The organism is Pseudomonas fluorescens, assembly GCF_000968015.1.
GTDB classification, from domain to species: Bacteria; Pseudomonadota; Gammaproteobacteria; order Pseudomonadales; family Pseudomonadaceae; genus Aquipseudomonas; species Aquipseudomonas fluorescens_W.
Window position 1 is genome coordinate 307,850 of the sequence record NZ_LACH01000002.1, and the last position, 22,123, is coordinate 329,972.

Genomic DNA, 22,123 nt, shown 5'->3' on the forward strand with positions numbered 1-22,123 from the left:
GTGGATGGGGCCGTGCCTATCGACAACAACCAGGTCGAAAACTTGTTTTGCCTGGACGTGTTTGCCGGACGCTTACGGATCTAGGGCAGCAGGCAGCGATCCAAATTGGCCACATGCGGTCTTCGATGGGTTATTAGCGAATGACTGTCGCGCAACTCAATAGCAGTGCCTGCGAACAAGATCACCTTGCGCCACCTTTAACCCAAACGTGATGAGTACGTCCCACTGACTCTTAACTGCTGAACAAGCTGATAAGACTCCAGGCTGCCCCTATCGCAAAAATGAAAAGAATGAGTACCAGCGTGAGGATTAGCGGCTCGATGCGCATGAAAGTGACTCCTCAGAAGGTCTGGCATTGCTCGCTTGATCTGCAGCGCAGGTATTTTTCAAGGCAACGGTTGCATGTATAGGGAGTGCCCTGGAAGCTGTTTTTCCAGTGGTAAAACAACTTCAAACTCTCAACTAATGCGCTAGTGAACACACAGCATTCTCTGTGCCAAAAAACTAAACAGCCTATAATTCCGCGCCGGTGGGGCAGCCTGATTCTGTGACTGGCTCTCCATTAAAAAAGTTGAAACAGGATGCGGGTAATACGGCCCATTTATGGGGAATTTCTCTCAACGTGGGTACGGCAATACCACAGGTGCTTGCGCCTTTCGCTACCTGCTGACATCGACCTGATGCGGACACTAAAAAAAGGAACGGCGGTTGAACGAACAGACATTGTCCATGCGCCTGGAGCGCGTGGCGGCGCATGTGCCAGCAGATGCGCGCCTGGCCGATATCGGCTCGGATCACGGCTACCTGCCTGTGGCATTGATGCGTCGTGGCGCGATCGTGGCGGCGGTGGCCGGCGAGGTGGCATTGACGCCGTTCCACTCGGCCGAACGCACCGTGCGCGAGAACGGCCTGGACCAGCGGATCACCGTGCGCCTGGCCAATGGTCTGGCGGCGATCGAGCCGGGAGACGGGATCACGGCGATCAGCATCTGCGGCATGGGCGGCGAGACGATCCGCGACATCCTCGACAGCGGCAAGACGCGCCTGAGTGGCCAGGAGCGCCTGATTCTGCAACCTAACGGCGGCGAGCAGCCACTGCGCCAATGGCTGATGGAAAATGGCTACCGCATCCTCTGCGAGGAACTGCTGCGGGAAAATCGCTTCGACTACGAAATCATCGTCGCCGAGCGCGCCGGGCCGGTGATGTACACCGCCGAGGAGCTGTACTTCGGCCCGCTGCAGATGCAGGCACGCAGCCCGGCGTTCCTGACCAAGTGGCAGCGCATGCTGCGCGAGAAGCAGAAGACCCTGACCCAGTTCGCCCGTGCGCGGCAGGCCGTGCCCGAGGAGAAGGTGCAAGACATCGCCCAACAGGCCCGGTGGATCACCGAGCTGCTGGCTTGATCTCGGTCCAGGGGTTGTACGAATTCAACCGGTGGATGCAACGCAACTAAATTCTGTTTAAGCAGACGGAGTGTTGCAGGCGGATTGATCCCGTGGCTTCGCACTAGCGACGATAGTAGCGGTCATCGTCCTCGTAACGTTGCCGCATGGCCCGATCATGGCGGCGCTCCCAATCACGATGGCGTTCAGCTTCTCGGCGGGCTTGCTCTCTACGCCACTGCTCTCTACGCCAATCGTCTCGGCGCCAATCGTCTCTACGATCATGCCAACGGTCGTCATGCCAGTATCGGTCGTCATGGGCAAGCAACGGCCCTGGCTGCTTGCCGGCCATACTGGCCAAGGTCGGCCAAGGGTTGCCGGCAGCCTGGACAGAAGCCTGAACGGCTGTGACTTCAGTTGCGAAAACAGGGGTTGAGGTCTTCATCTGTGTTGCTGATGCCGAGCCCACCGCCGCGAACGCGAACAGGCCGAAGAGCATCATCCGTGGGTCATGGAATTTCATGAGCGAAGACAACCTCAGATTGACAATCGGACGTGTGGCCATCTGGCTGCGAGAAGCCTGCGAGGTTCGCGCTTACCGAGTGGATGTGCCTATCCACATAGACAGATAAATAAGGAAAAGTTCTAGGGAGCCGCAGCTTAAAGAGCGAACGGCCTCAGTGTTCGCCCCCCTTGAGGTTTGTTGAAGGGCAGCAATCGATCCGAAGCAGATCTCACCCCGCACCGATACGCTGCCCAAAAGCTGCTACTGGTTTTGCGCGTTATGACAGGCGCGATTCGCGTGTCGCGCTGCTCAAGCGCTCGGCCGTTATACCGATGCGCGAAAACACCAGCCAGCCAAAAAGCAGCACGCTGCAGCCAATAAGGATTGATGCGACGGCAATCAATGGCTCGACTGACGGGAAGCCCTTGAGGCGCAGCGTCAGTGCGCCGAGCATCACCGGGACGCCAACGTTGTACGTCCAGAACTGTGCTGCAGCAGCGCGCCCTTCGGTTATCGACGGGTGCGCTGTGCCGATGAGTCCGAACAGTGCCATCGATACCCATCCCAACAGATTGATATGAGCATGTACCGCGAAGAGTGAGTGGTCGCCGGAAGCGCCCATCGCCACGCCCAACAAGACGCCAATGGCAAAGTAGAGGGCCGCGAGCCGAAACCAGGTCCGCGAACGGGGTGTGTGATTCATGGCATTCACCTCATGCGCCCTGAGGCGCGCTCAGTTGCTGAAAAATCGTCTATCATGAGACTTAAGTCTCATTACAAGACAGGATCTCATTTATCCCATGACGACCTCGAAGTCAAGCCCGTCTATCCGTGATAGCGATCAGGGCCGCGCCAACCAGCGGGGCCGAACGCGCCAGGCACTTATCGATGCCGCCGCCGCATTGCGCGACGAGGGCCATAACCCGACTGTTGCGCAAGTGGCCGAGCGCGCGATGGTGTCGCGCGCCACGGCGTATCGCTACTTTCCTTCGCCCGAGGCGTTGATAAGCGAGACGGCGGCCGATCGTGACATGACGCCGCTGGAGTGCATCTGGCGGCCGGGAAATGATCCGGTCAAGGGCATTGGTCTGGCGGCGAACGCGTTGAACAAACTCTTGATCGACGACGAGATCGGCCTGCACGTGATGGAACGTTCGTTTATGACAGTGTGGCTCGACAGTGAGTCCCACGAGCCCCTGCGGCCGGGCCGGCGCATGAGCTACATTGAGCCGATTGTGGATTCGCTGAAGGACGTGCTCTCACCTCGGGCACGCAAACGATTGAAGCAGGCCCTGTCGATCGTCATGGGCACGGAGGCTTTGATCGCCGTGCGCGATATCAGTCGCGCGAGCGTCGAAGAATCACTCGACACCGCCGCCTGGGCGGCTCGGGCGCTCGTTCGTCAGGCACTGACGGAGGAAGAACAAGCGCGACGAAAGCGCGACACTTTGCATAAGAACCCGCGGTCTTCTCCTCCATGACACCGATGTTACGGCTTCTGATCTGCGGTGACCTCCTGCCAGCTGTCATCGGGATCAAAACGCTTCATCGACTCCGCCAGTTTATAACCCTCCGGTCCCAGGTCTTTCTCAAACACTTGGCCCTCATGACTGATCATGAAACTCATCACCCCGGTGTCATCGTATTTCGCCGGCCAGGCGATGAGGGCAAAGCCGCGGCTCATCTTGTCGCCGATGAGGTAACTGTAGGCGCCGCCAGGTGCCGAGGGACCTTGTCCGTCGAGGATGCGGAAGTGGTAACCATGCCAGTCTTCATCGGCGATGGCGTTGCCGAACATCGGCCCCAACGGGCTGATTTGACTGCTGTCGTCGTCCGCCCAATAGAGTCCGTCGTGCTTGCCGGGCGTGCTGAAGAATTTCTGCGCATATTCGAGGGCGCCGTCGCCGTCACGGTCCACTGACGCATAGTCCATCTGGGCGTCGTGATAGGTCAGCACCGATTGCACCGCGGCCAGTTCGTTGCTGCCGATTCGTCGCATACGGATTTCGGCGCTTCCCGCCTTGATGTCGAAGCGCCAACCCTTTTCGGCTTTTACCAGGGGGATCGGCAGCGTCCAGTGGTCACTGCCGACCGACAGGACAGCTTTGCGCTCACTGGTTTTTTCGATGGTGTGTTGCTCGCGGTAAAGCTTCAAAAACGCATCCACGTCACTGCGCTGGACGCCACCTCGCGGGATGACACTGCGCCAGTCTTCACCCAGCAGCTGCGTCAGGCGTGCCTGATCGGCGTGTTCCGTACCCAGTGCTTCGACGAACGCCTGAGCAGCCTTTTCCGGGGTTGGAAAGGCCTGCTGTGCCGTAGCCACGCATGACCATGCCAGGGTGCTGATCATCAGGATACGAGGGAGCAAGCCCGTGAATGCTTTCTTTCGAGGATGGTTTTTCAACGCCGGCCCCCCCCTCTTTGGCGCGCGGGAGGACTGGACGACCTGCTGATCTGTTGACCGGCGGATCGTGCAGCACTGGGGCGCGAGGCGGATGCCTGGCTGGTTCGACCACGGAGGGCCTGGGCGTTCGATTGGGACGGGGATCGTGCGCCCGCGAAAGCGTTATTGCGTGCACTGCCGGGGCTGGCGGCCGGGCGCTTTTGCGCTCCCTGACGCGTCTGGGATAATTCCTGGCGGCGCTGACCTGTCTGGGCGGTCTGTTGTCTGGGCTGCTGATTTTCCCGGATATTTCTGCCCGTGCCTTGGCCCCTGTCAGACGCCTTCGGTCTGTCTGCCCCGGCTTGCATGCGATTATCGACCGAAGGTGCGGACTCCGCTCTACGCGCTTGGTCACGGGCCTGGCGATTAGTGGTGGCCGGTCGTTCGATACCGTGTCTGTCCATTGAACTGCGGGCCTTTTCACGCGCTTGGGCGCGTTGGGCATTATCCCCGCGAAAGGCCTCACGTTGATTAGCACCGTCCAGTTGTCGACCGTACTGCTCGCGGCTCCTGCTGTCTCGATAGGGAACGCCATCGCGATGGACGGAGTTGTGCTGCCACTTGTTCTGGTTCCTGTTGATCTGGGTGTTGCGATTGATGTTGTTGTAGCGGTCGACGTCGATGTCGATGTCGTTGTTGTCCCAGTCACAGTCGCCCCACAACGAGGCGACGATCGCCACGCCGGTCCCGAACGCCAGCCCGGCCATCAAGGCCGATCCGGGGTAATAAGCGGGGGGCGGTGGATAGTAAACGGGCGGCGAAGCAGGGTAGGCCCAGGTGCCATAGGTCGTGGTCGGATTGTAAGTGGGGACGTACACCACCTGCGGGTCGGCAGGTTCGATGACGATGGTAGTGGAGCTGTTGGCAGGGGCAGCGGCAGGGGCCTGGGCTGGCGGTGCAGTCTGAACCGTCACGTTCTGATATTGGTTGCTCTTCAGGTTGCCTGCTGCCTGCGCCTGATGACGCAAGCGTTGCACGCCGTCCATGACATCGTCGGGTTGCGCCAGAAAGGCATCGCCCAGGCGCTGTACCCAGACGGGGTCCTGTCCCAGGGTTGCCAAGACCTGCGGGAAAGCAACCAGCGCCTGTACGCTCGGGTCCCAGGTCTGGCTCGACACTTGTTTGACCGCATCATCGCCCTTGGCGTCCGGATGGGCTTTGGACCAGGTGACCGCCTCGGCGATTTCCCCGGGGTAGGTGCTGGCCATCAATACCTGTGCCAACAGTGGGTCCGGGTACAGCGCAATGGGCGCCAGCATTTGATCCAGCTGCTCCTGGGTAAACACGACATCTTTTTTCGCCTGGGACGTCAGAGGCGCAGTTTCGGCAGCGTTTGCGGGCGCTGCTGGCGTCTGCGCCAGGCAAGAAAATCCACTTAGAACCAGTACAGCGGACACCGCGTAAAGTAATGAAGTGCGCATCGCCCCATCCCTTGTGGTCAGACAGGCTTGAGAGGACTGAATCAGTGTCAGGGAGTGAAAACAGCCGACTTCGATGACTCCAGTAAGGGTAGCAGACACCCATGCTTTAGCCTCCCGTAGGGTGGAGCAGTACCGGGATGAGAAAGACATAGAGCGAAGTCGTTAGCGTGAGGTTTTGATTTTCATGACCTCGGTGTAAATGGCGTTGATCGTCTGACCCACCTGGAGCTTCTTCATTCTGGCCTGAAGCTTCGGGTCCTCGACTTTCAGGACGGTCAGTTCACCTTCCGGCGGAAGCAAGGTCACTTCATGCTTTTTCAAGTCAATGTGCGTGATCTTTGAAGTGACCTTGACCTTGCGGAGCGCCTCACTTCCCGGATCAGGATTGTCCTGGGTGGCACGGACAGTCATTGATTCGTTGCCGCCCCCTGGCGCAGCGTCGACATTCGTGTCGAGCACATAGGCGACTGAGCGAACAACGTGGATATCGACCTTGTCGCCGACCTTCAGATTGTCCAGTGCCTTGGCTTTTTCCGTGAGCTGGATGGATACCGGGCTTTTGTTGGTGTCTTCTATGGTGACCTGATGATTCACCGGATCAACGGCCAGCACCCGCGTAACGATGTGCCCCTCCATGGAATGGCTACCCAACGGCACCTCGGCGGCATGGGCGGTAAAGCCGATAGCGGCCATGATCGAGGCAAGGGCAACAACGGCAAGGGAGGGGATCGGTTTCATGGCCTGTTTTTCTGGTGTTGGCGGGTAGGACAGCGCTATGGATTACAGGTCGGAGCGGTTTGCATACAGCTCAAAGCATAGACATTGATTGCCGGGATGCCCGATCACAGTGTCGATTGGGTTGTTCGCCTGTTTCATCAGGTCTTCGATCAGCAGGCTGGAGTTGAACTTGATGTGCTCGTCTTGAATGCGAGTGGCAGCTTTTGGGCTGTGGATTCAACCAGTGGATGCAACACATTGGCCAAAAGAGGACGCACTACGGATGGTGGGAGGCGGCGCAGCGAGCATGGGGAGGTCGATTGGCGTTTTGGGAAAACTGATGAACGCGGTCGGGTCCGTGGCGCAGGGATCAGAGTCACCGTGCTGCGATCAAGAATGTGGCTAGTCGAGTTGATTCTCACCCATCAGCCTTGACTTGAGTCCGGCTGATGGGTGTCCCCTTTTTCTTTCTTTGTCTTTGTTGAAAGGCGGCAAGTGCCAGAAACATGCTCATGCGCTACAACAATACATACCACTCCGGGGCCGACAGGAAGCGCGTGAATGTGCATGACACACAAACTCTGCGCCGCAAGGCTGGCTCGGTTTGCGGCCGCGTCGCTTGTTCTGCTGGTCAGCGCGGCCGTTGCTGAAGATCTTGAACCCAGGTCTTATGCCAATACGCCGGTCGGTATCAATTTCGTGCTCGTGGGCTACAGCGAGATTGATGGCAGTGTCACTGCCAACCCCTCGGTACCGCTGCAGGATGGCAAAATCAAGATCAAGACTGTGGTGTTTGCCTTTGCCAGATCTTTGGACGTATGGGGGCGATCGGGGAAGTTCGATATCGTCGTACCCAGGGCGGAATTGAAGGGGTCTGCGCTGTTTGCCGGTGAACCCAGGGAGCGCGATGTCACGGGCCTGATCGATCCAAGATTTCGCTTCTCAGTCAACCTGTATGGCGCTCCGGCGCTGTCCCTGGCTGAATTCGCTGACTATCGGCAAGATGTGATTATCGGTGCCAGCCTGGCGATCACCGCGCCACTTGGCCAATATGACTCCGGCAGGCTCGTAAACCTCGGCAACAATCGCTGGTCATACAAGCCCGAACTGGGGATCTCCAAGCGGCTGGGGCCGGTGACATTGGAGTTGGCCGCAGCGACAACCTTTTACACCGACAACGACGATTACCTCGGCCACCGCACGGCTTCTCAAAACCCGCTCTATCAGGTACAGGGGCATGTTATCTATGCCTTCACTAACGGTGTGTGGGTTTCGCTGGATTCGACTTACTTTGCGGGCGGCAGTACCTCGATCGATGGAGTCGGTAACCACGATTTTCAAGAGAACACACGCTACGGGGCTACCCTCACCCTGCCGGTGAACCGTAATAATTCGTTGAAGCTGTCTGCGAGCAATGGTGCGTACAGCCGTACCGGCAGCGAATACGACGGCTTTGGCATTGTCTGGCAGTACCGATTCGGCGGAGGGCTTTGACATGCTGAACACCAGGCGCGTGCAACCTGAGTCGTTTCAGCTTGCGTGGGCACAGCGAACGGTTGCATCTTGCCGTTTTCTGTCGGTCGCGCCGAAGATAGTCTGGATCGAATCCAGCCACTGACTCACCAGGGGCGCGTCCGAGCGAAATGTTGATTTACAGACCAGGCCTGTATTCATCCCTCTATTTGAGTATTCATGCGCCGTAATAAGCGGCTATAACAATGAGTGCAAGAAAACAGATCAACTGCACGCAAAAGAAGGTAAATCGAACCGCCACGAACGTGTCGGTTTGCACATGGGATACGTGAACCAGAGACTGGCACACGCGAGCGATCAGGACGATTATCGACAAGTAGCTCACTGCTGGGCCGTCGACACCAAGGGCTGAAATCACGAACACGATGACGCCAAAGACAGGCAGATTTTCCACACAGTTCGCGTGTGCTCTTGTCCCGCGCCGATACCAATCTTCGCCTTCGAGCTGATCGCTTCGGAAAGAAGCTATCGGAGCATTCGAGAACAGGATTCTGACCCAGCGATACACCCCGACGGTTGCCATCAACAGCAGTAAAGTCCAGGTCGCAAATCCAAGCAGCATCCACATCGGAATCGTCATGGCTGGCCTCCTCAAACAATCATTTTCAGCACGTCATCCCACAGCCGCGCGACCGACGCGTGGTCGGTCGCGCCCTGTCGATCAATGGCTCATGATGGGTGCCAGTGCGGTTTGAATCCTGGACATCTGTGCTGGAGTTGTCATGCGCGTTAGCAGCCGGCCAAAGTGTGGATGCTGCACGCCCGAGATAATGTATTGCCAGCGGTAGGCGCTCAGCACGGAGGCTTTGATTTGCGCTGTCTCATCGACACTGAACGATCGTGAAACATTTCGAATAAAGTAGTCGGCATCGGATGCCGATTGTGCCTGCAGGATTGCGTCGACGGCCGCCACCAGCGCAATCAGATCGTTCACTGCCTGGTCGCGCTCGGCTGGCGAGCGTTTCGCGTGCTCCGCCTCCCACTCCAGTTCATCGAGTACGACGTGCCGGCTTTCATCCTTCCAGTGAAATTTGAAGACATCCTTGAACAGTGGGCACAACTCCTCGCGCGGGGCGATGCTTTGCATGTAGTGCGTCTGAACAAACAGCTCGATATGACAGGTCAGCGCCAGTACCGACCAGGTGCTGGCCGCCAGTACCGCGCGCGCCACATCGTTTGGATCGGCAACTTGACGATATCCCGCTGGCAATTGCGTACCCATCATCGTCTCAATGCGCCGGAACAGCTCCTGATGCTTGATCTCGTCGTTGGAAAAGCGCACCAGCGCTTCGAGTGCGAGCTGATCGTCAAATACATGGGCCCGACCTTGATCGAGCATTTTGGCACTGATAAAACGCTCGACCAGGCAAAAAATATACGCATAGGTTCGGCCCTGAATCTGGCTAAGCAGGCGCGCCTCGTCCGCGGTGAGAAAGGTCAGGCGGTCGATCCGCGACAGCCCGTCGGGCAAGAATTTTCGCGAGAAGTCGAAGCTGCGGTCCTGTAGCAAATCGCGATCGATCTGCCATTCCGCTTTCTTCGATGATCTGACGATTTGAGCATAACGGGCGGCGTTGCCCGAATCTGAGCGGGGTAGGGTAGCGGCGGTGTTCATATTGATCTCCGGCTTCCGTGGTCGAGTTGGAATGGGCCAATTACGGTTAACGCGGGAGTCAATGACCATCGGTGAAGCGTCTGGGGATCGTCTCGATCACTGAGTCCACGTTGGTGCTAATCTAGGCCTCGCAGGTCAGGCGGCGAATGACCAGTGCGCCTGATTACATGCTCCGGACTCCGGAAAGGAGGGCTGGCAATTGTTGGATGCGCTATCCGATGTCTTGCGTGTGATTCGGCTGTCTGGAGGGGTCTTCCTCGAGGCGGAATTCACTGCGCCCTGGTGCATCAGCGGAAGAATCTCTGCAGACGATTGCAAACCGTTCCTGGCGGCACCTCGACATATCATTGCGTCGCATTTTGTCGCGGCGGGGCACATGCAATTGCGAATCGACGATGGCGCCACCCTCGACGTGCGGGCAGGCGAACTGATTCTGCTTCCTCGCAATGACGTTCATACTTTTGGCAGTGATCTAAGCATTGCCCCCCTGTCGGCGCGCGATGTTATTCAGCCGCCGGAAGTCGGCGGTATTTCAAGAATCAAGTACGGCGGGAGCGGCGAGACCACACAGTTACTGTGCGGATTCCTCGGCTCTGAAACACCGTTCAGCCCGTTGCTTTCGTCGCTGCCCTCCTTATTGAAGCTAGATGTCCGCGCGACGGCTTCGGGGGCCTGGATTGAAAGCTCATTCCGTTTCGCTGTCAGTGAGATCGCGGCGGGGCGCGTCGGCTCGACAACGGTCATCGCCAAGCTATCCGAATTGCTGTTCGTCGAAGCCGTCAGCCAGTATGTCGCGAACCTCCCCGCTGAACGGCGCGGGTGGCTGGCGGGTTTGCGGGATCCGCATATCGGGCGTGCACTGGCACTGCTCCATGCTCGTCCAACCGAGGGCTGGACGGCAGAAGCCCTGGCGCTTGAAGTGGGCATGTCGCGCTCGGTATTCGCGGAGCGATTCACGGCATTGGTCGGACAGCCACCGATGCAATACCTGACGCTCTGGCGTATGCACGTGGCGGCTCAACACCTGCGCGAAGGTCGCGGTAATGTGGCACAAATCGGCTTTGCAGTTGGCTACGAATCCGAAGCCGCGTTCAGTCGCGCATTCAAGCGCCAGTTCGGCACATCACCCGGCACCTGGCGCAGACAATCAGCCTGAGAAGGCTGCGGATTCCACGCCATCCGCAGTGGCCGTTGCAGCGGGAACTTCAGGGTACTACCCAGGTCCATAGGGGCCCTGTATCGGCGATGCCGAGCAGTGCTGGTGGCCTGTTTTACGGCAGCGCCGTCCGAGATCAGCCGAGTCCGCCCCCTGATGCCAACCAAGAGTTTTCTGCCGGGTCTCATCCTGGCGTTCTGCGCCGTCGCGTCGCTTTGCTCGGTTGCTGCCGAGCGAAGAGCGCCCTCGCAAAGTAACAGCGCATCAACCACGCTCATCGAAACCGCCTCGCGGCAGTATGAAAATGGCCAGTTGGACCAAGCCGCTGCCACGCTGGAGCGTGCCCTGCATATCCAGCCGAACAATCCCGCGACGCTGCATTACCTTGGTGTGTTGCGTCTTCAGCAGGGGCAGTACCAGCAGGCAGAAACGTTGGCGGCGCGCTCGAACATGCGGGTGGGTCCTAACGTCGAGTTACGCAACCGCAACCTCCAATTGATCCAGGCGGCGCAGCAGGCCAAGGCTTCGAGTACCCCACCCAACGCCAAAGAGGACCAGGTCGCGGTACAGAAGGGGCTCGAAGAGGAGGCCAAAAAGCGCCGCGAAGCAGAAATGGCCGCTGCCGAACAAGCCGACGCTGGCAACTTCACTAGCGCAAAGGCAGAGAGCGTCTCGGATTCGCCGACGGCTGACAGGCCACGGCCCGAAGGAGAATTGCCAGTGGCTTCCGTCGAGCCAGAGCCCGCGTACGATGAGGTTGCGATTCCCCGCGGCCATTGGCCGCCTCCGGGTAAATGCCGAATCTGGTTCCCTGATCGCCCGCCCGGGCATCAGCCCAAACCCGGCAAATGCATGAAGCTGCGACATCGGGTTCCGGCAGGAGCCTATCTGGTGCGCGGTTGAGGGGCATTACCTCCCAGTACTAAAGGAGGTGCCAATGACAGCTAAAGGACCATTCCAGTCTGGCGTCATAGGGTTAGGCTCAATCCCATGATCAAAAGCTGCCGGCTGCGATGGCCCATCCACCTCTGCATCTTCAAACACTGTTCGCCTGAACACTTGATGCAGCACGTCTCCCGCTGAACGTCGTCAATAATGACATTCAGACCCGCCTCACAGCCTGCGATATGAGTAGAAGACCTCACCTGATTTCCGGGTTTCCAGAATAAAAGAGGATTTATCATGAGCAGCACCTTCTTCATTCCATCCGTGAACATGATGGGCATTGGCAGTCTCGACGAAGCGATGCTCGCAATCCGCAAATATGGTTTCCGTAAAGCCTTGATCGTCACTGATGCAGGCCTGGCCAAAGCCGGCGTGGCCGCCAAGGTAGCCAGCCTTCTGGCCCAGCAGGACATTAACTCCACCTTGTTTGATGGCGCCAAACCGAATCCGACGGTCAGCAATGTCGAGAAAGGTCTTGAGCTGCTTGGTCGCAGCGACTGTGATTTCATTATTTCCCTGGGCGGCGGTTCACCCCATGACTGCGCCAAGGGCATTGCCCTGTGCGCCGCCAACGGCGGGCACATCAGTGATTACGAAGGCGTGGATCAATCCGCCAAGCCACAGATGCCGTTGATCGCGATCAATACCACCGCTGGCACGGCGAGTGAAATGACCCGTTTCTGCATCATTACCGACGAAGTCCGGCACGTGAAAATGGCCATCGTCGACCGTAACGTCACCCCACTGTTGTCGGTCAACGATCCGTCGCTGATGGCAGGCATGCCCAAAGGCCTGACCGCCGCCACTGGCATGGACGCGCTGACCCACGCTATCGAAGCCTACGTGTCGACTGCGGCAACGCCGATCACCGATGCCTGTGCACTCAAGGCCGTAGAATTGATCTCGGCCAACCTGCGCACTGCCGTTGCCCAGGGTGACGACATGACCGCCCGGGAAAATATGGCCTACGCGCAGTTTCTTGCCGGCATGGCCTTCAACAATGCTTCGCTGGGCTATGTCCACGCCATGGCGCACCAACTGGGTGGGTTCTACGACCTGCCTCACGGCGTGTGTAATGCGATCCTGCTGCCCCATGTCGCCAGCTTCAACGCCAGCGTATGCCCGGCCCGGTTCAAAGACATCGCCAACGCAATGGGTGTTGACACCCAGCACCTGGATGCGGAAAAAGGCGCCGCCGCGGCCATCACCGCCATCCGTAAACTGTCTTCGGATGTCGGTATTCCGAGCGGCCTCGCCGAACTGGGCGCCAAGGCCGACGATATCCCGATCCTGGCAACCAATGCCATGAAGGATGCCTGCGGCTTTACCAATCCACGTCCTGCCAGTCAGGGCGAGATCGAGCAGATTTTCCATACCGCGATGTAACCGATGTGAAGTGACACCAGCCAGATCAAAAGCCCCGCCTTCGGTTGAAGTGCGGGGCTTTTTTTTGGTTCTTTACGGATTACTCGATCCTGACAGTCAAACCTGCTCTTAGGCCCCATTGTGTGTCCGGGGCCGAGCGGCCAATTGCGAGCGGGGCGTCAAGATGCCCAAGGCAACCGCCACGATGAAGAGCGCCGGCACGTCACCTGCCAAGTGCCCCATTTGCCCCGGCTGGGTGACCGCCTGGACGGCCATGACTCCTCCGTGTACGGCGCTAGACCACACGGTGAACCAGATCAGGCTCAGATTGGCTAATGGATCACGTGCGGCCAGGATCAAGAACACGCCAAGTATGGCGTAGATGCCAACGATCATCATCGGGTAGTCCGAGTGACCGACGTGCCAGGCCCAGCCGGACGGCCAGAACAACATAAGTGGGTAGAGAGCAAGGCACGCGAGGCCAGCCAAAACTAGAACGACGCGCAAATACCTGAGGCGATCGACTACGGTCATGGCGGACTCCTCTTTGGGCCGAACTCTAAATTGACCCCAAGTGGGGTGATAACACCTTCACGGGCTTGGTGGATAACATTCCTTGTTCTGTCGTCTAGCCCTGACTAGACCGGGCATTGTGACAGTCGGGTGACCGCTGAAGGGGTTTATACACCATGGTGTGGAAAGCCCAATCTGCTCAATTAGTTCCGGCAGTAGACCAAGCATAGCTACTCATTAGGTATCGCTCCGTCCACCAGCTACTTCTGGCCGAAAGCCGCCTCTGGCTACCATGCTTGAGTGGGCGCCTGTATCTCATAAATGCGGGTCATCTGTGTCTATCGTAAGTAGTACTGGATGGGTACGGTCCACAGACACTCCTTCATTGATGAGGCAACGATGGATCTGACGGCTGTTCCCTTTGGTACGACCGATTGGTCGACTGTCGAACCTGTGCAGCATGTTGGACAGACGGGTACCGCCTATTGGCGAACCTGCCAGTTTGGTTCAACGCGTGTTCGGATGGTTGAATACAGTCCCGGATACCTGGCCGATCACTGGTGCTGGAGAGGTCATATCCTGTTGTGCCTGGAAGGCGAGTTGCACACGGAACTGGAGGATGGGCGTCAGTTCACGCTCACCGCCGGGATGAGCTATCAGGTGGGCAGCAACGCAGAGGGGCATCGATCTTTCAGCACCACCGGTGCCAAGTTGTTCGTGGTGGATTAACGCTGGGGCGCTTGGTTCGGGACTACGCTAATGCCATGCGGATCGTCGATCAATGGTGACCCCTGTTCGCGTTGCGTCCGTCCCTGGAGCGCCCAATGTCGTCCATCACCACACACCTGGTGGCGCTGTTTGTTCTTTGCCTGACTCTTGAGGTGCAAGCCCAGACCAACGCCTGCCCAGCCGGAGAGACACAAGTGTGCCTGGACGACTGCATCTGCCTGCCGGACGTGGGGCAGTTGCTCGGCGCAATGCCTGATGGCGTCTACCAGATCGCGGCACCTGCCCTGGCGCTGTGGCTGACCCAAGCCCGCGCTGAAGCAGCCAACGCCGGCATCCAACCCATTCCACCGCACATCCGGGAGCAACTGTTGCGCTGGTACGACCCCAGCGTCCTCGATACCGCGCGCTACAACGTGAGCGACAACGGCCAATTCAACGCCGCCACGGCCATGCTGCAAAACCCCGATGTCGGTGCCGTCACGCTGATCGACATCATCCTCTTCCGGGACGCTCAAGCCGCAGAACAGGACATCGCGCTCTGGGCTCACGAATTGAAGCATGTGCAGCAGTATCAGGAGTGGGGGGTAGAAGGATTTGCCCAGCGGTATACACAGGATTTCAATGCTGTGGAGGCACCGGCTTATGCCATACAGGCTGAGGTCAGACGGTGGGTGCGGGAAGGGACTGACTGAAGGGTAGCGAGCCCCGCTGTTCGGCCACCAACAGCAATGACTGTGGCACAGGACTTTGCGGGTGCTGCGGTTCCTGCAGGGCGGTCAGCTGAAAACCGGCCATGTCCAGTGCATTGAACCAACTGGACAAGGTGCGCAAGTACCACGGCATGGGTTGCCACTGTCCCTTGAATCCGGCGAAGGTCTCTTCCCGCCAGCCATCCTGATAGTCGCCCGCCGCCGCGGTCCACGGATGCAGTGTCTGGATCACCAGCGCGCCGCCAGGGGCGAGCAGGGCGTTCATGGCGGCGAGCAGCGGAATGATGTCCTGGTGCAGCAGGGCGAAGTTGGCGCAGATCAGGTCGTAGTCGCGGCCGATGTCCACCTTCGCCTCCACCAACGCTTCATAGCTCGCCAAATGTACCGGCGAAGAGCTCGCCGCCCGCGCCGCCTCGACCAGCGTCGCATCGCCATCCACACCGACCGCCTTGATGCCCCGTTCAGCCAGCGCGCGCAACAGCCAGCCCTCGCCGCAGCCCAGGTCGAGCACGTGCTCGGGCTGACGGCCCAGCACCGCCAGCAGGATTGCCTGGTCGGTGACCTTGAGGCGGCTCTCGATGGCGCCGGTGCGGATGGCTTCGATCCAGGATTGGGCGTTGTGGTGCCAGCTGTCGAGGAGGGTGGATTCAGGGGCGGGCATGTCGTTGTCCGGAGTGGGTGGTTGGATGCAAGGATAGGACAAGTACGGGGGGATCGCAGACGCTTTACCGGCGTCCGAGTATCCTGCAAGCAGATGCCGCGATAGCCCTACCAGCCTTTCACTCCGCTCATATCGGGCAGCTTGTGAGCGATGCCCTTGTGGCAGTCGATACAGGTGGCCTCACCGTTGGCCAGAGAAGTTGAGTGCATGGCAGAAGCGCGCTTGCTCTGGCGGGTAAAATCCATGAACTCGAAGTTGTGGCAATTACGGCATTCGCGAGAGTCGTTGGCCTTGAGCCTTGCCCATTCATGTTCGGCCAGTTCGCGACGCAGCGTGAGGAATTTGTCACGTGTATCGATGGTGCCGAAAATCTTGCCCCACACCTCCTTCGAAGCCTGCATCTTGCGCGCGATTTTGTGGGTCCATTCGTGGGGGACGTGGCAGTCCGGGCAACTGGCGCGCACGCCGGAGCGGTTGGTGTAGTGGATCGTGTCCTTGAGCTCGACGAACACGTTGTCACGCATCTCATGACAGGAGATGCAGAATTTCTCGGTATTGCTCAGCTCCAGCGCGGTGTTGAAGCCCCCCCAGAAAATGATCCCGGCGATAAAGCCCCCCAGCGTCAGAAAGCCCAGGCTGTAGTAGAGGCTCGGACGACGCAGAATGCCCCAATAATCCTTGAGCAGGGCGAACAGTGCTTTCATGTTGCCTCCTCAGGGTTTCTGCGCGGCGTTGGCGTCGTCTTGCAGTATTTTGTCGATCGTCTCGAAACTGTTGCCCACCAAGGGTTGCACTTCTGTTTGCGGCACGTGGCATTGGTTACAGAAGTACCGGCGCGGCGATACCGCCGCCAGCGCCTGGCCGTCGCGGTCCATGTAGTGGGTGATGCTGATCATCGTCGCCTGGGTTCGCGCGCTGTTGGCACGGCTGTGACAGGACAGGCACTTGTTGCCATTTTGGTCGATCTGATAACCGCGAATGGTATGGGGGATGGTGGGAGGCTGGTCCGGGTAATTGCGTTCGCGCTTCAGGTCCTTGTTTTCTTCATTGGCAATGGGCGGGGCCGGCATGCTCTGGGTCAAGGTGCCACCGGGCCGGCGCCCATCCGGCCCCGGTGCATCGAGGGGGTAATTGACTTCTGCAGCTGTCACCACGCCAATCGCAGCGAGCAGGAGCAACGGCAGGATTCGCAAAGGCATGACGGTTCTCCTCAGGCCACGCTGATCAACTCGATTCGTATCGCGCATTTTTTGTAGTCGGTCTGCTTGGAGATCGGGTCGGTGGCATCGAGCGTGACTTTGTTGATCAGCTTGTTGGCGTCGAAAAACGGCACGAACACCAGTCCTTGCGGGGGCTTGTTACGCCCGCGAGTCTCGATGCGCGCACGGATCTCACCGCGTCGGCTGATCAACTTCACTTCACTGCCACGCCGCGCCTTCAAGGCCTTGGCATCTTCGGGGTGCATGTAGACCAATGCGTCCGGCACCGCTTTGTACAGTTCCTCGACGCGTTGGGTCATGCTGCCGGTGTGCCAGTGTTCGAGGACGCGCCCGGTGCTCAGCCAGAACGGGTAATCGGCATCCGGGGCTTCGGCTGGCGGCTCGTAGGGGAGGGCGAAGATGATCGCCTTCTTGTCCGGGTGGCCGTAGAACTGCACCTCGCTGCCTTTTTCCACGTAGGGGTCCAGCCCCTCGCGGTAACGCCAGCGGGTTTCCTTGCCGTCCACCACCGGCCAGCGCAGGCCTCGTTCGCTGTGGTAGCGGTCGAACGTGGCAAGGTCATGTCCGTGGCCGCGACCGAACTGGGCGTACTCCTCGAACAAACCTTTTTGCAGGTAGAAGCCAAACGCTTTGGCTTCATCATTTTTGTATCCGGCTTCCATTTGCTCGACCGGGAATTGGTCAACCTGGCCATTCTTGTAAAGCACCTCAAACAGGGTTTTGCCCTTGTGCTCAGGAGACGTGGCCAGTAACTCGGCGGGCCAGGTTTCATCGGTTGTGAAGCGCTTGGAAAACTCCAGCAACTGCCACAGGTCCGACTTGGCGTCCCCCGGTGCGCTCACCAATTGATGCCAGAATTGCGTACGCCGCTCGGCATTGCCAAAGGCGCCTTCCTTTTCCACCCACATGGCGCTGGGCAGGATCAGGTCGGCGGCTTGCGCGGAAACGGTAGGGTAGACATCGGAGACAATCACGAAATTATCCGGGTTGCGCCAGCCCGGCAGGACTTCCTGCATGATGTTCGGCCCGGCGTGCATGTTGTTGCTGGCCTGGGTCCAGTAAACGTTGAGCACGCCGTCCTTGAGCATGCGGCTCTGTTCTACCGCGTGAAAACCAGGCTTCTCCTGAATGGTGCCGGCGGGCAGCTTCCAGATTTTTTCGGCGATGGCGCGATGTTTTGGGTTGGTCACCACCAGGTCGGCGGGCAAGCGGTGGGAGAAGGTCCCGACTTCGCGCGCCGTACCACAGGCCGACGGCTGTCCGGTGAGTGAGAAAGGGCTGTTGCCCGGTTCGCTGATCTTGCCGGTGAGCAGATGGATGTTGTAGATCAGGTTGTTGGCCCAGACGCCGCGAGTGTGCTGGTTGAAACCCATGGTCCAGAACGACACGATTTTACGCTTGGGGTCGGCATACAACTCGGCCAAAGCCTTGAGCCTTTCAGCCGGAACGCCTGTCTCCTTGGCGGTTCGCTCCAGCGTGTAGGGTTTGACGAACGCTGCGTATTGTTCGAAGGAAATATCCGTCCAGGTGTTGGCCTTGGCGGCATTTTTTGCCTTCATTTCCCGTGGATCATCAGGGCGCAGGCCGTATCCGATGTCGTCGGCACCTTGGGCAAATCGGGTGTGTTTGGTAATGAAATCCTGGTTCACCGCGCCGCTTTCAATGATGTGGTTGGCGATGTAGTTAAGGATCATCAGGTCAGTTTGCGGCTTGAACACCATGGGGATGTCGGCCAGCTCGAAACTGCGATGTTCGAAGGTCGACAGCACAGCCACTTTCACGTGAGGCTGGCTCAGGCGGCGGTCGGTGACTCGACTCCAGAGCACCGGGTGCATCTCGGCCATGTTCGAGCCCCAGAGCACGAAAGCATCGGTGGCTTCGATGTCGTCATAGCACCCCATCGGCTCATCCATGCCAAAGGTGCGCATAAAGCCCATCACCGCCGAGGCCATGCAATGGCGGGCGTTGGGGTCGATGTTGTTGCTGCGAAAGCCTGCCTTCATCAGCTTGTTGGCGGCATAGCCTTCCCACACGGTCCATTGCCCGGAGCCGAACATGCCGACCGACCCGGGACCTTTGCTCTTCAAGGCCTCCTTGAATTTCAGCTCCATGATGTCGAAGGCCTTCTCCCAGCTGATCGGCTGGAATTCGCCTTGCTTGTCGAACTGGCCATTCTTCATGCGCAAAAGCGGTTGGGTCAGGCGATCAACGCCGTACATGATCTTCGAAAGGAAATAGCCCTTCACGCAGTTCAGTCCGCGGTTGACCTCTGCCTTGACGTCGCCGTGGGTGGCGACCACGCGGTTGTCCTTGGTCGCGACCATCACACTGCACCCGGTGCCGCAGAAACGGCAGGGCGCCTTATTCCAGTCCAGGGTGACCATGTCTGCTTCGGTCACCAGATTACTGGCGTCGGTAATAATCGGCAGGCCAGCAGCGGCGGCTGCAATGGCGGCGGCCTGGGCTTTGACGAATTCGCGGCGCGTCATGCTCATTCGATATCTCCTTCGGGTTGAGGAGTTCGTGATAGATCAACGCCGCGTTGAGTACGCCCGGCAAGTTGTTGATCTGTTCGATGCGTTGAAGGATCTGACTTTCGTGTACGGCCTCAAGGACCACCACCAGTTTTCCCGCCGCACTTTCCTGAGGCAGTTCCAAACCGTCCAACAGGCGCAAGTTGGCTTTAACGGCGTCGAACAATTCGGGCCTGGCAAGTACTACAAGACTGGCGATATGCAGAGCTTCGTCCATGCGCTGGCTCCAATAGGCTTTCAGAAAAAGCTATTAGTTAGTTGGGTGGTCCCGGTGGGCCGTACAGCATCTGGAAAAACCAGACGATAAAACCGTAACCGCCGACGATAGCGATCGACAGCAGCGGAAAAAGGCAGACGACAAGAAAGAGAAACAGCCGGGTTTCCTTGCGGCGCTGAGGTTTTCGTTCTTCAGCCAATGACATGAGTAATCTCCTGCCGAACGTGCAGTCAGACTAGATCACGAAGTTTTTGCAGGTTTTCTGGCGGGGTTTTTACAGACCGACGGTAGTTAACCCGTGCTCCAATGTCGCAACGGGTTATAACGTTTTAGATCATTACTTCATTTAGTTACCTGGTTGCGTTGTATTGCCAGGTATTCGCTTTTCGATAAATGGTTTGGCAAAGCATTTCAACCGTAGTCGAACGGCTTTCAAATCGATCGCTGATTTACACGCTGAGTCAGTTCTTCCGCTGACTCCTTGCGTTCCGAGTAGCGGTCAACCAGATCCGGGCGCTCGCGCAGCAGCAACGTGAACTTCACCAGTTCTTCCATGACGTCTACCACCCGGTCATACAGCGAGGACGGTTTCATGCGGTTGCCCTCGTCAAACTCCAGATAAGCCTTCGGCACGGAAGATTGATTAGGGATTGTGAACATCCGCATCCAGCGGCCCAGCACGCGAAGCTGATTCACCACGTTAAAGGATTGGGAACCGCCGCTGACTTGCATGACGGCGAGCGTTTTTCCTTGGGTCGGGCGAACGGCGCCCAGGGCCAGCGGCACCCAGTCAATCTGGGCCTTGAATACGGCAGACATGGCGCCGTGGCGTTCGGGTGAACACCAGACCTGTCCTTCAGACCATTGCATCAGCTCAAGTAACTCCTGAACTTTCGGGTGATCGCCGGGTGCGTCATCCGGGAGCGGTAGCCCCGATGGATTGAAAATCCGCGTCTCTGCACCGAAATGTTCGAGCAGCCGCGCTGCTTCTTCGACCAGCAGCCGACTGAATGACCGTGCGCGGGTCGACCCGTACAGCAACAGGATTCGTGGCTTGTGTTGGCCGCGCTCAAGACCAACCGTCCAATTCAAGTCCGTTCCACCGACTTCCATACGGTGCTGACCAACTCTCGCGGCCTGGCGGTCGCCGGCATCAACAAGCAAACGGCCAACCCCGGTGACGGCAAGTACATGCGCGACAGCGCCGGCAACCCGAACGGCATCTGCGAAGACGGAGCCGCCGATGCCATGGCTGCCGTGGTGCCACCCGCCACCGACGCAGAGAAACTCAATCAGACCCGCGCGGCGCTCGACGCTATGCGCCAGCAAGGCATCACCAGTTTCTTCGATTCCTTGTCGGGGCCGGAAAATGGCAAAGCGTTTACCACCCTGCAGCAGTCGGGTGAGCTGACGGCCCGGGCCTTGCTGGCGATCAAACTCGACCCTGCCGCCGCCGCTGCCGACCCGGACAAAACCATCGCCGAGGCCAAGGCAATGGCCACTACCTACGACCAGGGCGAAGCGAAACCGGCGCCGGGCGTGAGCATGCGCCACGTCAAATTGTTCATGGACGGCATCATCAACGCGCCGGCGGACACAGGTGCAATGTTGACGCCGTACCTGCGCAATGCCGGCACCGATACGGCGCCGAAGTGGACACCCGGCAAGAACACCGGCGAGCTTTACTTCCCGCCGCAAGTGCTCAACCCGCTGCTGCTGAAAGCCGTGCAGGCCGGCCTCGATCCGCACCTTCACGCTACCGGAGACCGCGCGGTGCGTGACTCACTGAATGGCATCGAATACGTGCGCCAGCAACTGCCCGGCAATGACTTCCGCCCGACCATTACTCACAACGAGTCGGTGGACCCTGCCGACTATGCGCGTTTCAAGGCGCTCGATGTGACTGCCAACATGTCTTTCCAGTGGGCCCAGCAGGCACCGTCCACGGTCGACGGTACCAACGAGCATCTGGGGGCTGCGCGATTTGCCCGCATGGAGCCGTCCGGCAGCATCGCCCGTGCCGGCGGCCGTGTTGCGTATGGCAGCGACTGGCCCGTCGACCCGCTCGACGAGTTCCTGGCGTTGAAAATCGGTGTTACCCGTTCAGGTGATCCGCTGAACCCGCACAGTTACGGGCCCAAGTATGCGGGCAGGCTGAATGCCGACCCGGGGCTGTCGCGCACTGAAGTGTTGCGCACCATCACCATGAACGCTGCCGAGCAGTTGAAACTGGACGCTGTTGTCGGTTCGGTCGAGGTCGGCAAGTTCGCCGACTTGATCGTATTGGACAAGAACTTCATGCAGGTCCCCGAGGAGGCGTTGGCTCGAAATAACGTGCTGCTGACGGTCGTGGGCGGCCAGGTCGTGTGGGCCAAGGCGCCGTTCGTTGGCCTTGATCCGAAGGCGTTGTCCCAGGCATCAACCACCCGTCCTGCCCAATAAAAACAAGAGAG

Annotated in this window: 24 protein-coding genes; 9 read left to right on the plus strand and 15 right to left on the minus strand. The window is 58.8% G+C overall.

Annotation, left to right across the window (positions count from 1 at the left end; all coding sequences use genetic code 11):
- Positions 1 to 708 precede the first annotated feature (708 nt).
- Positions 709 to 1,404: a tRNA (adenine(22)-N(1))-methyltransferase gene (locus VD17_RS02530; protein WP_046052518.1), complete on the plus strand. Its 696-nt coding sequence runs from the start codon at positions 709 to 711 to the stop codon at positions 1,402 to 1,404.
- A gap of 103 nt (positions 1,405 to 1,507) precedes the next feature.
- Here VD17_RS02530 and VD17_RS32515 read toward each other — a convergent pair whose 3' ends face one another.
- Both VD17_RS32515 and VD17_RS02540 read right to left on the minus strand, forming a co-directional pair.
- The gene (locus tag VD17_RS32515; RefSeq protein ID WP_259674525.1) at positions 1,508 to 1,906 is read right to left on the minus strand and encodes a hypothetical protein; all 399 of its coding nucleotides are present in this window, start codon (positions 1,904 to 1,906) and stop codon (positions 1,508 to 1,510) included.
- A gap of 259 nt (positions 1,907 to 2,165) precedes the next feature.
- Positions 2,166 to 2,591 (minus strand): DUF2871 family protein, encoded by a 426-nt coding sequence (locus VD17_RS02540; protein ID WP_046052520.1) that lies wholly within the window; start codon positions 2,589 to 2,591, stop codon positions 2,166 to 2,168.
- 97 nt (positions 2,592 to 2,688) lie between these two features.
- On the opposite strand from VD17_RS02540, the gene VD17_RS02545 reads away from it, so the two are divergent.
- Positions 2,689 to 3,369 (plus strand): TetR/AcrR family transcriptional regulator, encoded by a 681-nt coding sequence (locus VD17_RS02545; RefSeq protein ID WP_046052521.1) that lies wholly within the window; start codon positions 2,689 to 2,691, stop codon positions 3,367 to 3,369.
- Between the two features lie 8 nt (positions 3,370 to 3,377).
- Here the strand turns inward: VD17_RS02545 and VD17_RS02550 are convergent, their stop codons facing one another.
- From VD17_RS02550 to VD17_RS02560, 3 genes are all read right to left on the minus strand, one after another.
- Entirely contained in the window at positions 3,378 to 4,241 is an 864-nt protein-coding gene (locus VD17_RS02550; RefSeq protein ID WP_046052522.1) for a DUF2950 domain-containing protein, read from the minus strand.
- A gap of 50 nt (positions 4,242 to 4,291) precedes the next feature.
- On the minus strand, positions 4,292 to 5,755 hold the full coding sequence (locus VD17_RS02555) for a DUF3300 domain-containing protein (RefSeq protein ID WP_046052523.1): 1,464 nt from the start codon (positions 5,753 to 5,755) through the stop codon (positions 4,292 to 4,294).
- Positions 5,756 to 5,917: 162 nt separating this feature from the next.
- The gene (locus VD17_RS02560; RefSeq protein WP_046052524.1) at positions 5,918 to 6,493 is read right to left on the minus strand and encodes a hypothetical protein; all 576 of its coding nucleotides are present in this window, start codon (positions 6,491 to 6,493) and stop codon (positions 5,918 to 5,920) included.
- A 546-nt stretch (positions 6,494 to 7,039) separates the two neighbouring features.
- Here VD17_RS02560 and VD17_RS02565 point away from each other — a divergent pair.
- Positions 7,040 to 7,966 carry a transporter gene (locus VD17_RS02565; protein ID WP_259674526.1) on the plus strand — a complete coding sequence of 309 codons (927 nt, stop codon included), beginning with the start codon at positions 7,040 to 7,042 and terminating at the stop codon, positions 7,964 to 7,966.
- A gap of 196 nt (positions 7,967 to 8,162) precedes the next feature.
- Here VD17_RS02565 and VD17_RS02570 read toward each other — a convergent pair whose 3' ends face one another.
- Together VD17_RS02570 and VD17_RS02575 are read right to left on the minus strand one after the other, a co-directional pair.
- Positions 8,163 to 8,585 carry an MAPEG family protein gene (locus VD17_RS02570; protein WP_046052526.1) on the minus strand — a complete coding sequence of 141 codons (423 nt, stop codon included), beginning with the start codon at positions 8,583 to 8,585 and terminating at the stop codon, positions 8,163 to 8,165.
- 81 nt (positions 8,586 to 8,666) lie between these two features.
- Entirely contained in the window at positions 8,667 to 9,620 is a 954-nt protein-coding gene (locus VD17_RS02575) for a diiron oxygenase (protein WP_046052527.1), read from the minus strand.
- A gap of 199 nt (positions 9,621 to 9,819) precedes the next feature.
- Between VD17_RS02575 and VD17_RS02580 the strand changes: the two genes are divergently transcribed.
- The 3 genes from VD17_RS02580 (at position 9,820) to yiaY (ending at position 13,107) form a co-directional block, all read left to right on the plus strand.
- A complete protein-coding gene (locus VD17_RS02580; RefSeq protein WP_046052528.1) occupies positions 9,820 to 10,776 on the plus strand; it encodes an AraC family transcriptional regulator in 957 nt (318 codons plus the stop codon).
- 156 nt (positions 10,777 to 10,932) lie between these two features.
- Positions 10,933 to 11,679, plus strand: a complete 747-nt coding sequence (locus tag VD17_RS02585) for a tetratricopeptide repeat protein (RefSeq protein WP_046052529.1) — start codon at positions 10,933 to 10,935, stop codon at positions 11,677 to 11,679.
- 279 nt (positions 11,680 to 11,958) lie between these two features.
- Complete coding sequence (gene yiaY / locus VD17_RS02595) at positions 11,959 to 13,107, plus strand: L-threonine dehydrogenase (protein WP_046052531.1); 1,149 nt, start codon at positions 11,959 to 11,961, stop codon at positions 13,105 to 13,107.
- A gap of 108 nt (positions 13,108 to 13,215) precedes the next feature.
- Here the strand turns inward: yiaY and VD17_RS02600 are convergent, their stop codons facing one another.
- Entirely contained in the window at positions 13,216 to 13,620 is a 405-nt protein-coding gene (locus VD17_RS02600) for a DUF6632 domain-containing protein (RefSeq protein WP_046052532.1), read from the minus strand.
- Between the two features lie 378 nt (positions 13,621 to 13,998).
- On the opposite strand from VD17_RS02600, the gene VD17_RS02605 reads away from it, so the two are divergent.
- Both VD17_RS02605 and VD17_RS02610 read left to right on the plus strand, forming a co-directional pair.
- The gene (locus tag VD17_RS02605; RefSeq protein ID WP_033060309.1) at positions 13,999 to 14,328 is read left to right on the plus strand and encodes a DHCW motif cupin fold protein; all 330 of its coding nucleotides are present in this window, start codon (positions 13,999 to 14,001) and stop codon (positions 14,326 to 14,328) included.
- Positions 14,329 to 14,423: 95 nt separating this feature from the next.
- Positions 14,424 to 15,020: an eCIS core domain-containing protein gene (locus VD17_RS02610; protein ID WP_046052533.1), complete on the plus strand. Its 597-nt coding sequence runs from the start codon at positions 14,424 to 14,426 to the stop codon at positions 15,018 to 15,020.
- On the opposite strand, the gene VD17_RS02615 is transcribed toward VD17_RS02610, so the two are convergent.
- The 7 genes from VD17_RS02615 to arsH form a co-directional block, all read right to left on the minus strand.
- Entirely contained in the window at positions 14,989 to 15,699 is a 711-nt protein-coding gene (locus VD17_RS02615) for a class I SAM-dependent methyltransferase (protein ID WP_046052534.1), read from the minus strand. The genes VD17_RS02610 and VD17_RS02615 overlap by 32 nt on opposite strands.
- Before the next feature lie 107 nt (positions 15,700 to 15,806).
- A complete protein-coding gene (locus tag VD17_RS02620) occupies positions 15,807 to 16,403 on the minus strand; it encodes a cytochrome c3 family protein (RefSeq protein WP_033059988.1) in 597 nt (198 codons plus the stop codon).
- A gap of 9 nt (positions 16,404 to 16,412) precedes the next feature.
- Positions 16,413 to 16,898, minus strand: coding sequence for a nitrate reductase cytochrome c-type subunit (locus VD17_RS02625; protein WP_046052535.1), 486 nt, complete (start codon positions 16,896 to 16,898; stop codon positions 16,413 to 16,415).
- Between the two features lie 11 nt (positions 16,899 to 16,909).
- Entirely contained in the window at positions 16,910 to 19,414 is a 2,505-nt protein-coding gene (napA, locus tag VD17_RS02630) for a nitrate reductase catalytic subunit NapA (protein ID WP_046052536.1), read from the minus strand.
- Positions 19,323 to 19,670 (minus strand): chaperone NapD, encoded by a 348-nt coding sequence (locus VD17_RS02635; protein ID WP_259674527.1) that lies wholly within the window; start codon positions 19,668 to 19,670, stop codon positions 19,323 to 19,325. The genes napA and VD17_RS02635 overlap by 92 nt, the downstream gene beginning before the upstream one ends.
- 37 nt (positions 19,671 to 19,707) lie before the next feature.
- Positions 19,708 to 19,875, minus strand: a complete 168-nt coding sequence (napE, locus tag VD17_RS02640; RefSeq protein ID WP_046052537.1) for a periplasmic nitrate reductase, NapE protein — start codon at positions 19,873 to 19,875, stop codon at positions 19,708 to 19,710.
- A gap of 227 nt (positions 19,876 to 20,102) precedes the next feature.
- Positions 20,103 to 20,762 carry an arsenical resistance protein ArsH gene (gene arsH, locus VD17_RS02645; protein WP_259674528.1) on the minus strand — a complete coding sequence of 220 codons (660 nt, stop codon included), beginning with the start codon at positions 20,760 to 20,762 and terminating at the stop codon, positions 20,103 to 20,105.
- Between arsH and VD17_RS02650 the strand changes: the two genes are divergently transcribed.
- Positions 20,727 to 22,112 (plus strand): amidohydrolase, encoded by a 1,386-nt coding sequence (locus tag VD17_RS02650; protein WP_259674529.1) that lies wholly within the window; start codon positions 20,727 to 20,729, stop codon positions 22,110 to 22,112. The genes arsH and VD17_RS02650 overlap by 36 nt on opposite strands.
- The last annotated feature ends 11 nt before the right edge of the window (positions 22,113 to 22,123 follow it).

Coding starts and splice junctions, on each gene's coding strand:
- VD17_RS32515 (WP_259674525.1), bottom strand. CDS start 1,906: ATGAAATTCCATGACCCACGGATGATGCTCTTCGGCCTGTTCGCGTTC.
- VD17_RS02540 (WP_046052520.1), bottom strand. CDS start 2,591: ATGAATCACACACCCCGTTCGCGGACCTGGTTTCGGCTCGCGGCCCTC.
- VD17_RS02545 (WP_046052521.1), top strand. CDS start 2,689: ATGACGACCTCGAAGTCAAGCCCGTCTATCCGTGATAGCGATCAGGGC.
- VD17_RS02550 (WP_046052522.1), bottom strand. CDS start 4,241: ATGATCAGCACCCTGGCATGGTCATGCGTGGCTACGGCACAGCAGGCC.
- VD17_RS02555 (WP_046052523.1), bottom strand. CDS start 5,755: ATGCGCACTTCATTACTTTACGCGGTGTCCGCTGTACTGGTTCTAAGT.
- VD17_RS02560 (WP_046052524.1), bottom strand. CDS start 6,493: ATGAAACCGATCCCCTCCCTTGCCGTTGTTGCCCTTGCCTCGATCATG.
- VD17_RS02565 (WP_259674526.1), top strand. CDS start 7,040: ATGACACACAAACTCTGCGCCGCAAGGCTGGCTCGGTTTGCGGCCGCG.
- VD17_RS02570 (WP_046052526.1), bottom strand. CDS start 8,585: ATGACGATTCCGATGTGGATGCTGCTTGGATTTGCGACCTGGACTTTA.
- VD17_RS02575 (WP_046052527.1), bottom strand. CDS start 9,620: ATGAACACCGCCGCTACCCTACCCCGCTCAGATTCGGGCAACGCCGCC.
- VD17_RS02585 (WP_046052529.1), top strand. CDS start 10,933: ATGCCAACCAAGAGTTTTCTGCCGGGTCTCATCCTGGCGTTCTGCGCC.
- yiaY (WP_046052531.1), top strand. CDS start 11,959: ATGAGCAGCACCTTCTTCATTCCATCCGTGAACATGATGGGCATTGGC.
- VD17_RS02600 (WP_046052532.1), bottom strand. CDS start 13,620: ATGACCGTAGTCGATCGCCTCAGGTATTTGCGCGTCGTTCTAGTTTTG.
- VD17_RS02605 (WP_033060309.1), top strand. CDS start 13,999: ATGGATCTGACGGCTGTTCCCTTTGGTACGACCGATTGGTCGACTGTC.
- VD17_RS02610 (WP_046052533.1), top strand. CDS start 14,424: ATGTCGTCCATCACCACACACCTGGTGGCGCTGTTTGTTCTTTGCCTG.
- VD17_RS02615 (WP_046052534.1), bottom strand. CDS start 15,699: ATGCCCGCCCCTGAATCCACCCTCCTCGACAGCTGGCACCACAACGCC.
- VD17_RS02620 (WP_033059988.1), bottom strand. CDS start 16,403: ATGAAAGCACTGTTCGCCCTGCTCAAGGATTATTGGGGCATTCTGCGT.
- VD17_RS02625 (WP_046052535.1), bottom strand. CDS start 16,898: ATGCCTTTGCGAATCCTGCCGTTGCTCCTGCTCGCTGCGATTGGCGTG.
- napA (WP_046052536.1), bottom strand. CDS start 19,414: ATGAGCATGACGCGCCGCGAATTCGTCAAAGCCCAGGCCGCCGCCATT.
- VD17_RS02635 (WP_259674527.1), bottom strand. CDS start 19,670: ATGGACGAAGCTCTGCATATCGCCAGTCTTGTAGTACTTGCCAGGCCC.
- napE (WP_046052537.1), bottom strand. CDS start 19,875: ATGTCATTGGCTGAAGAACGAAAACCTCAGCGCCGCAAGGAAACCCGG.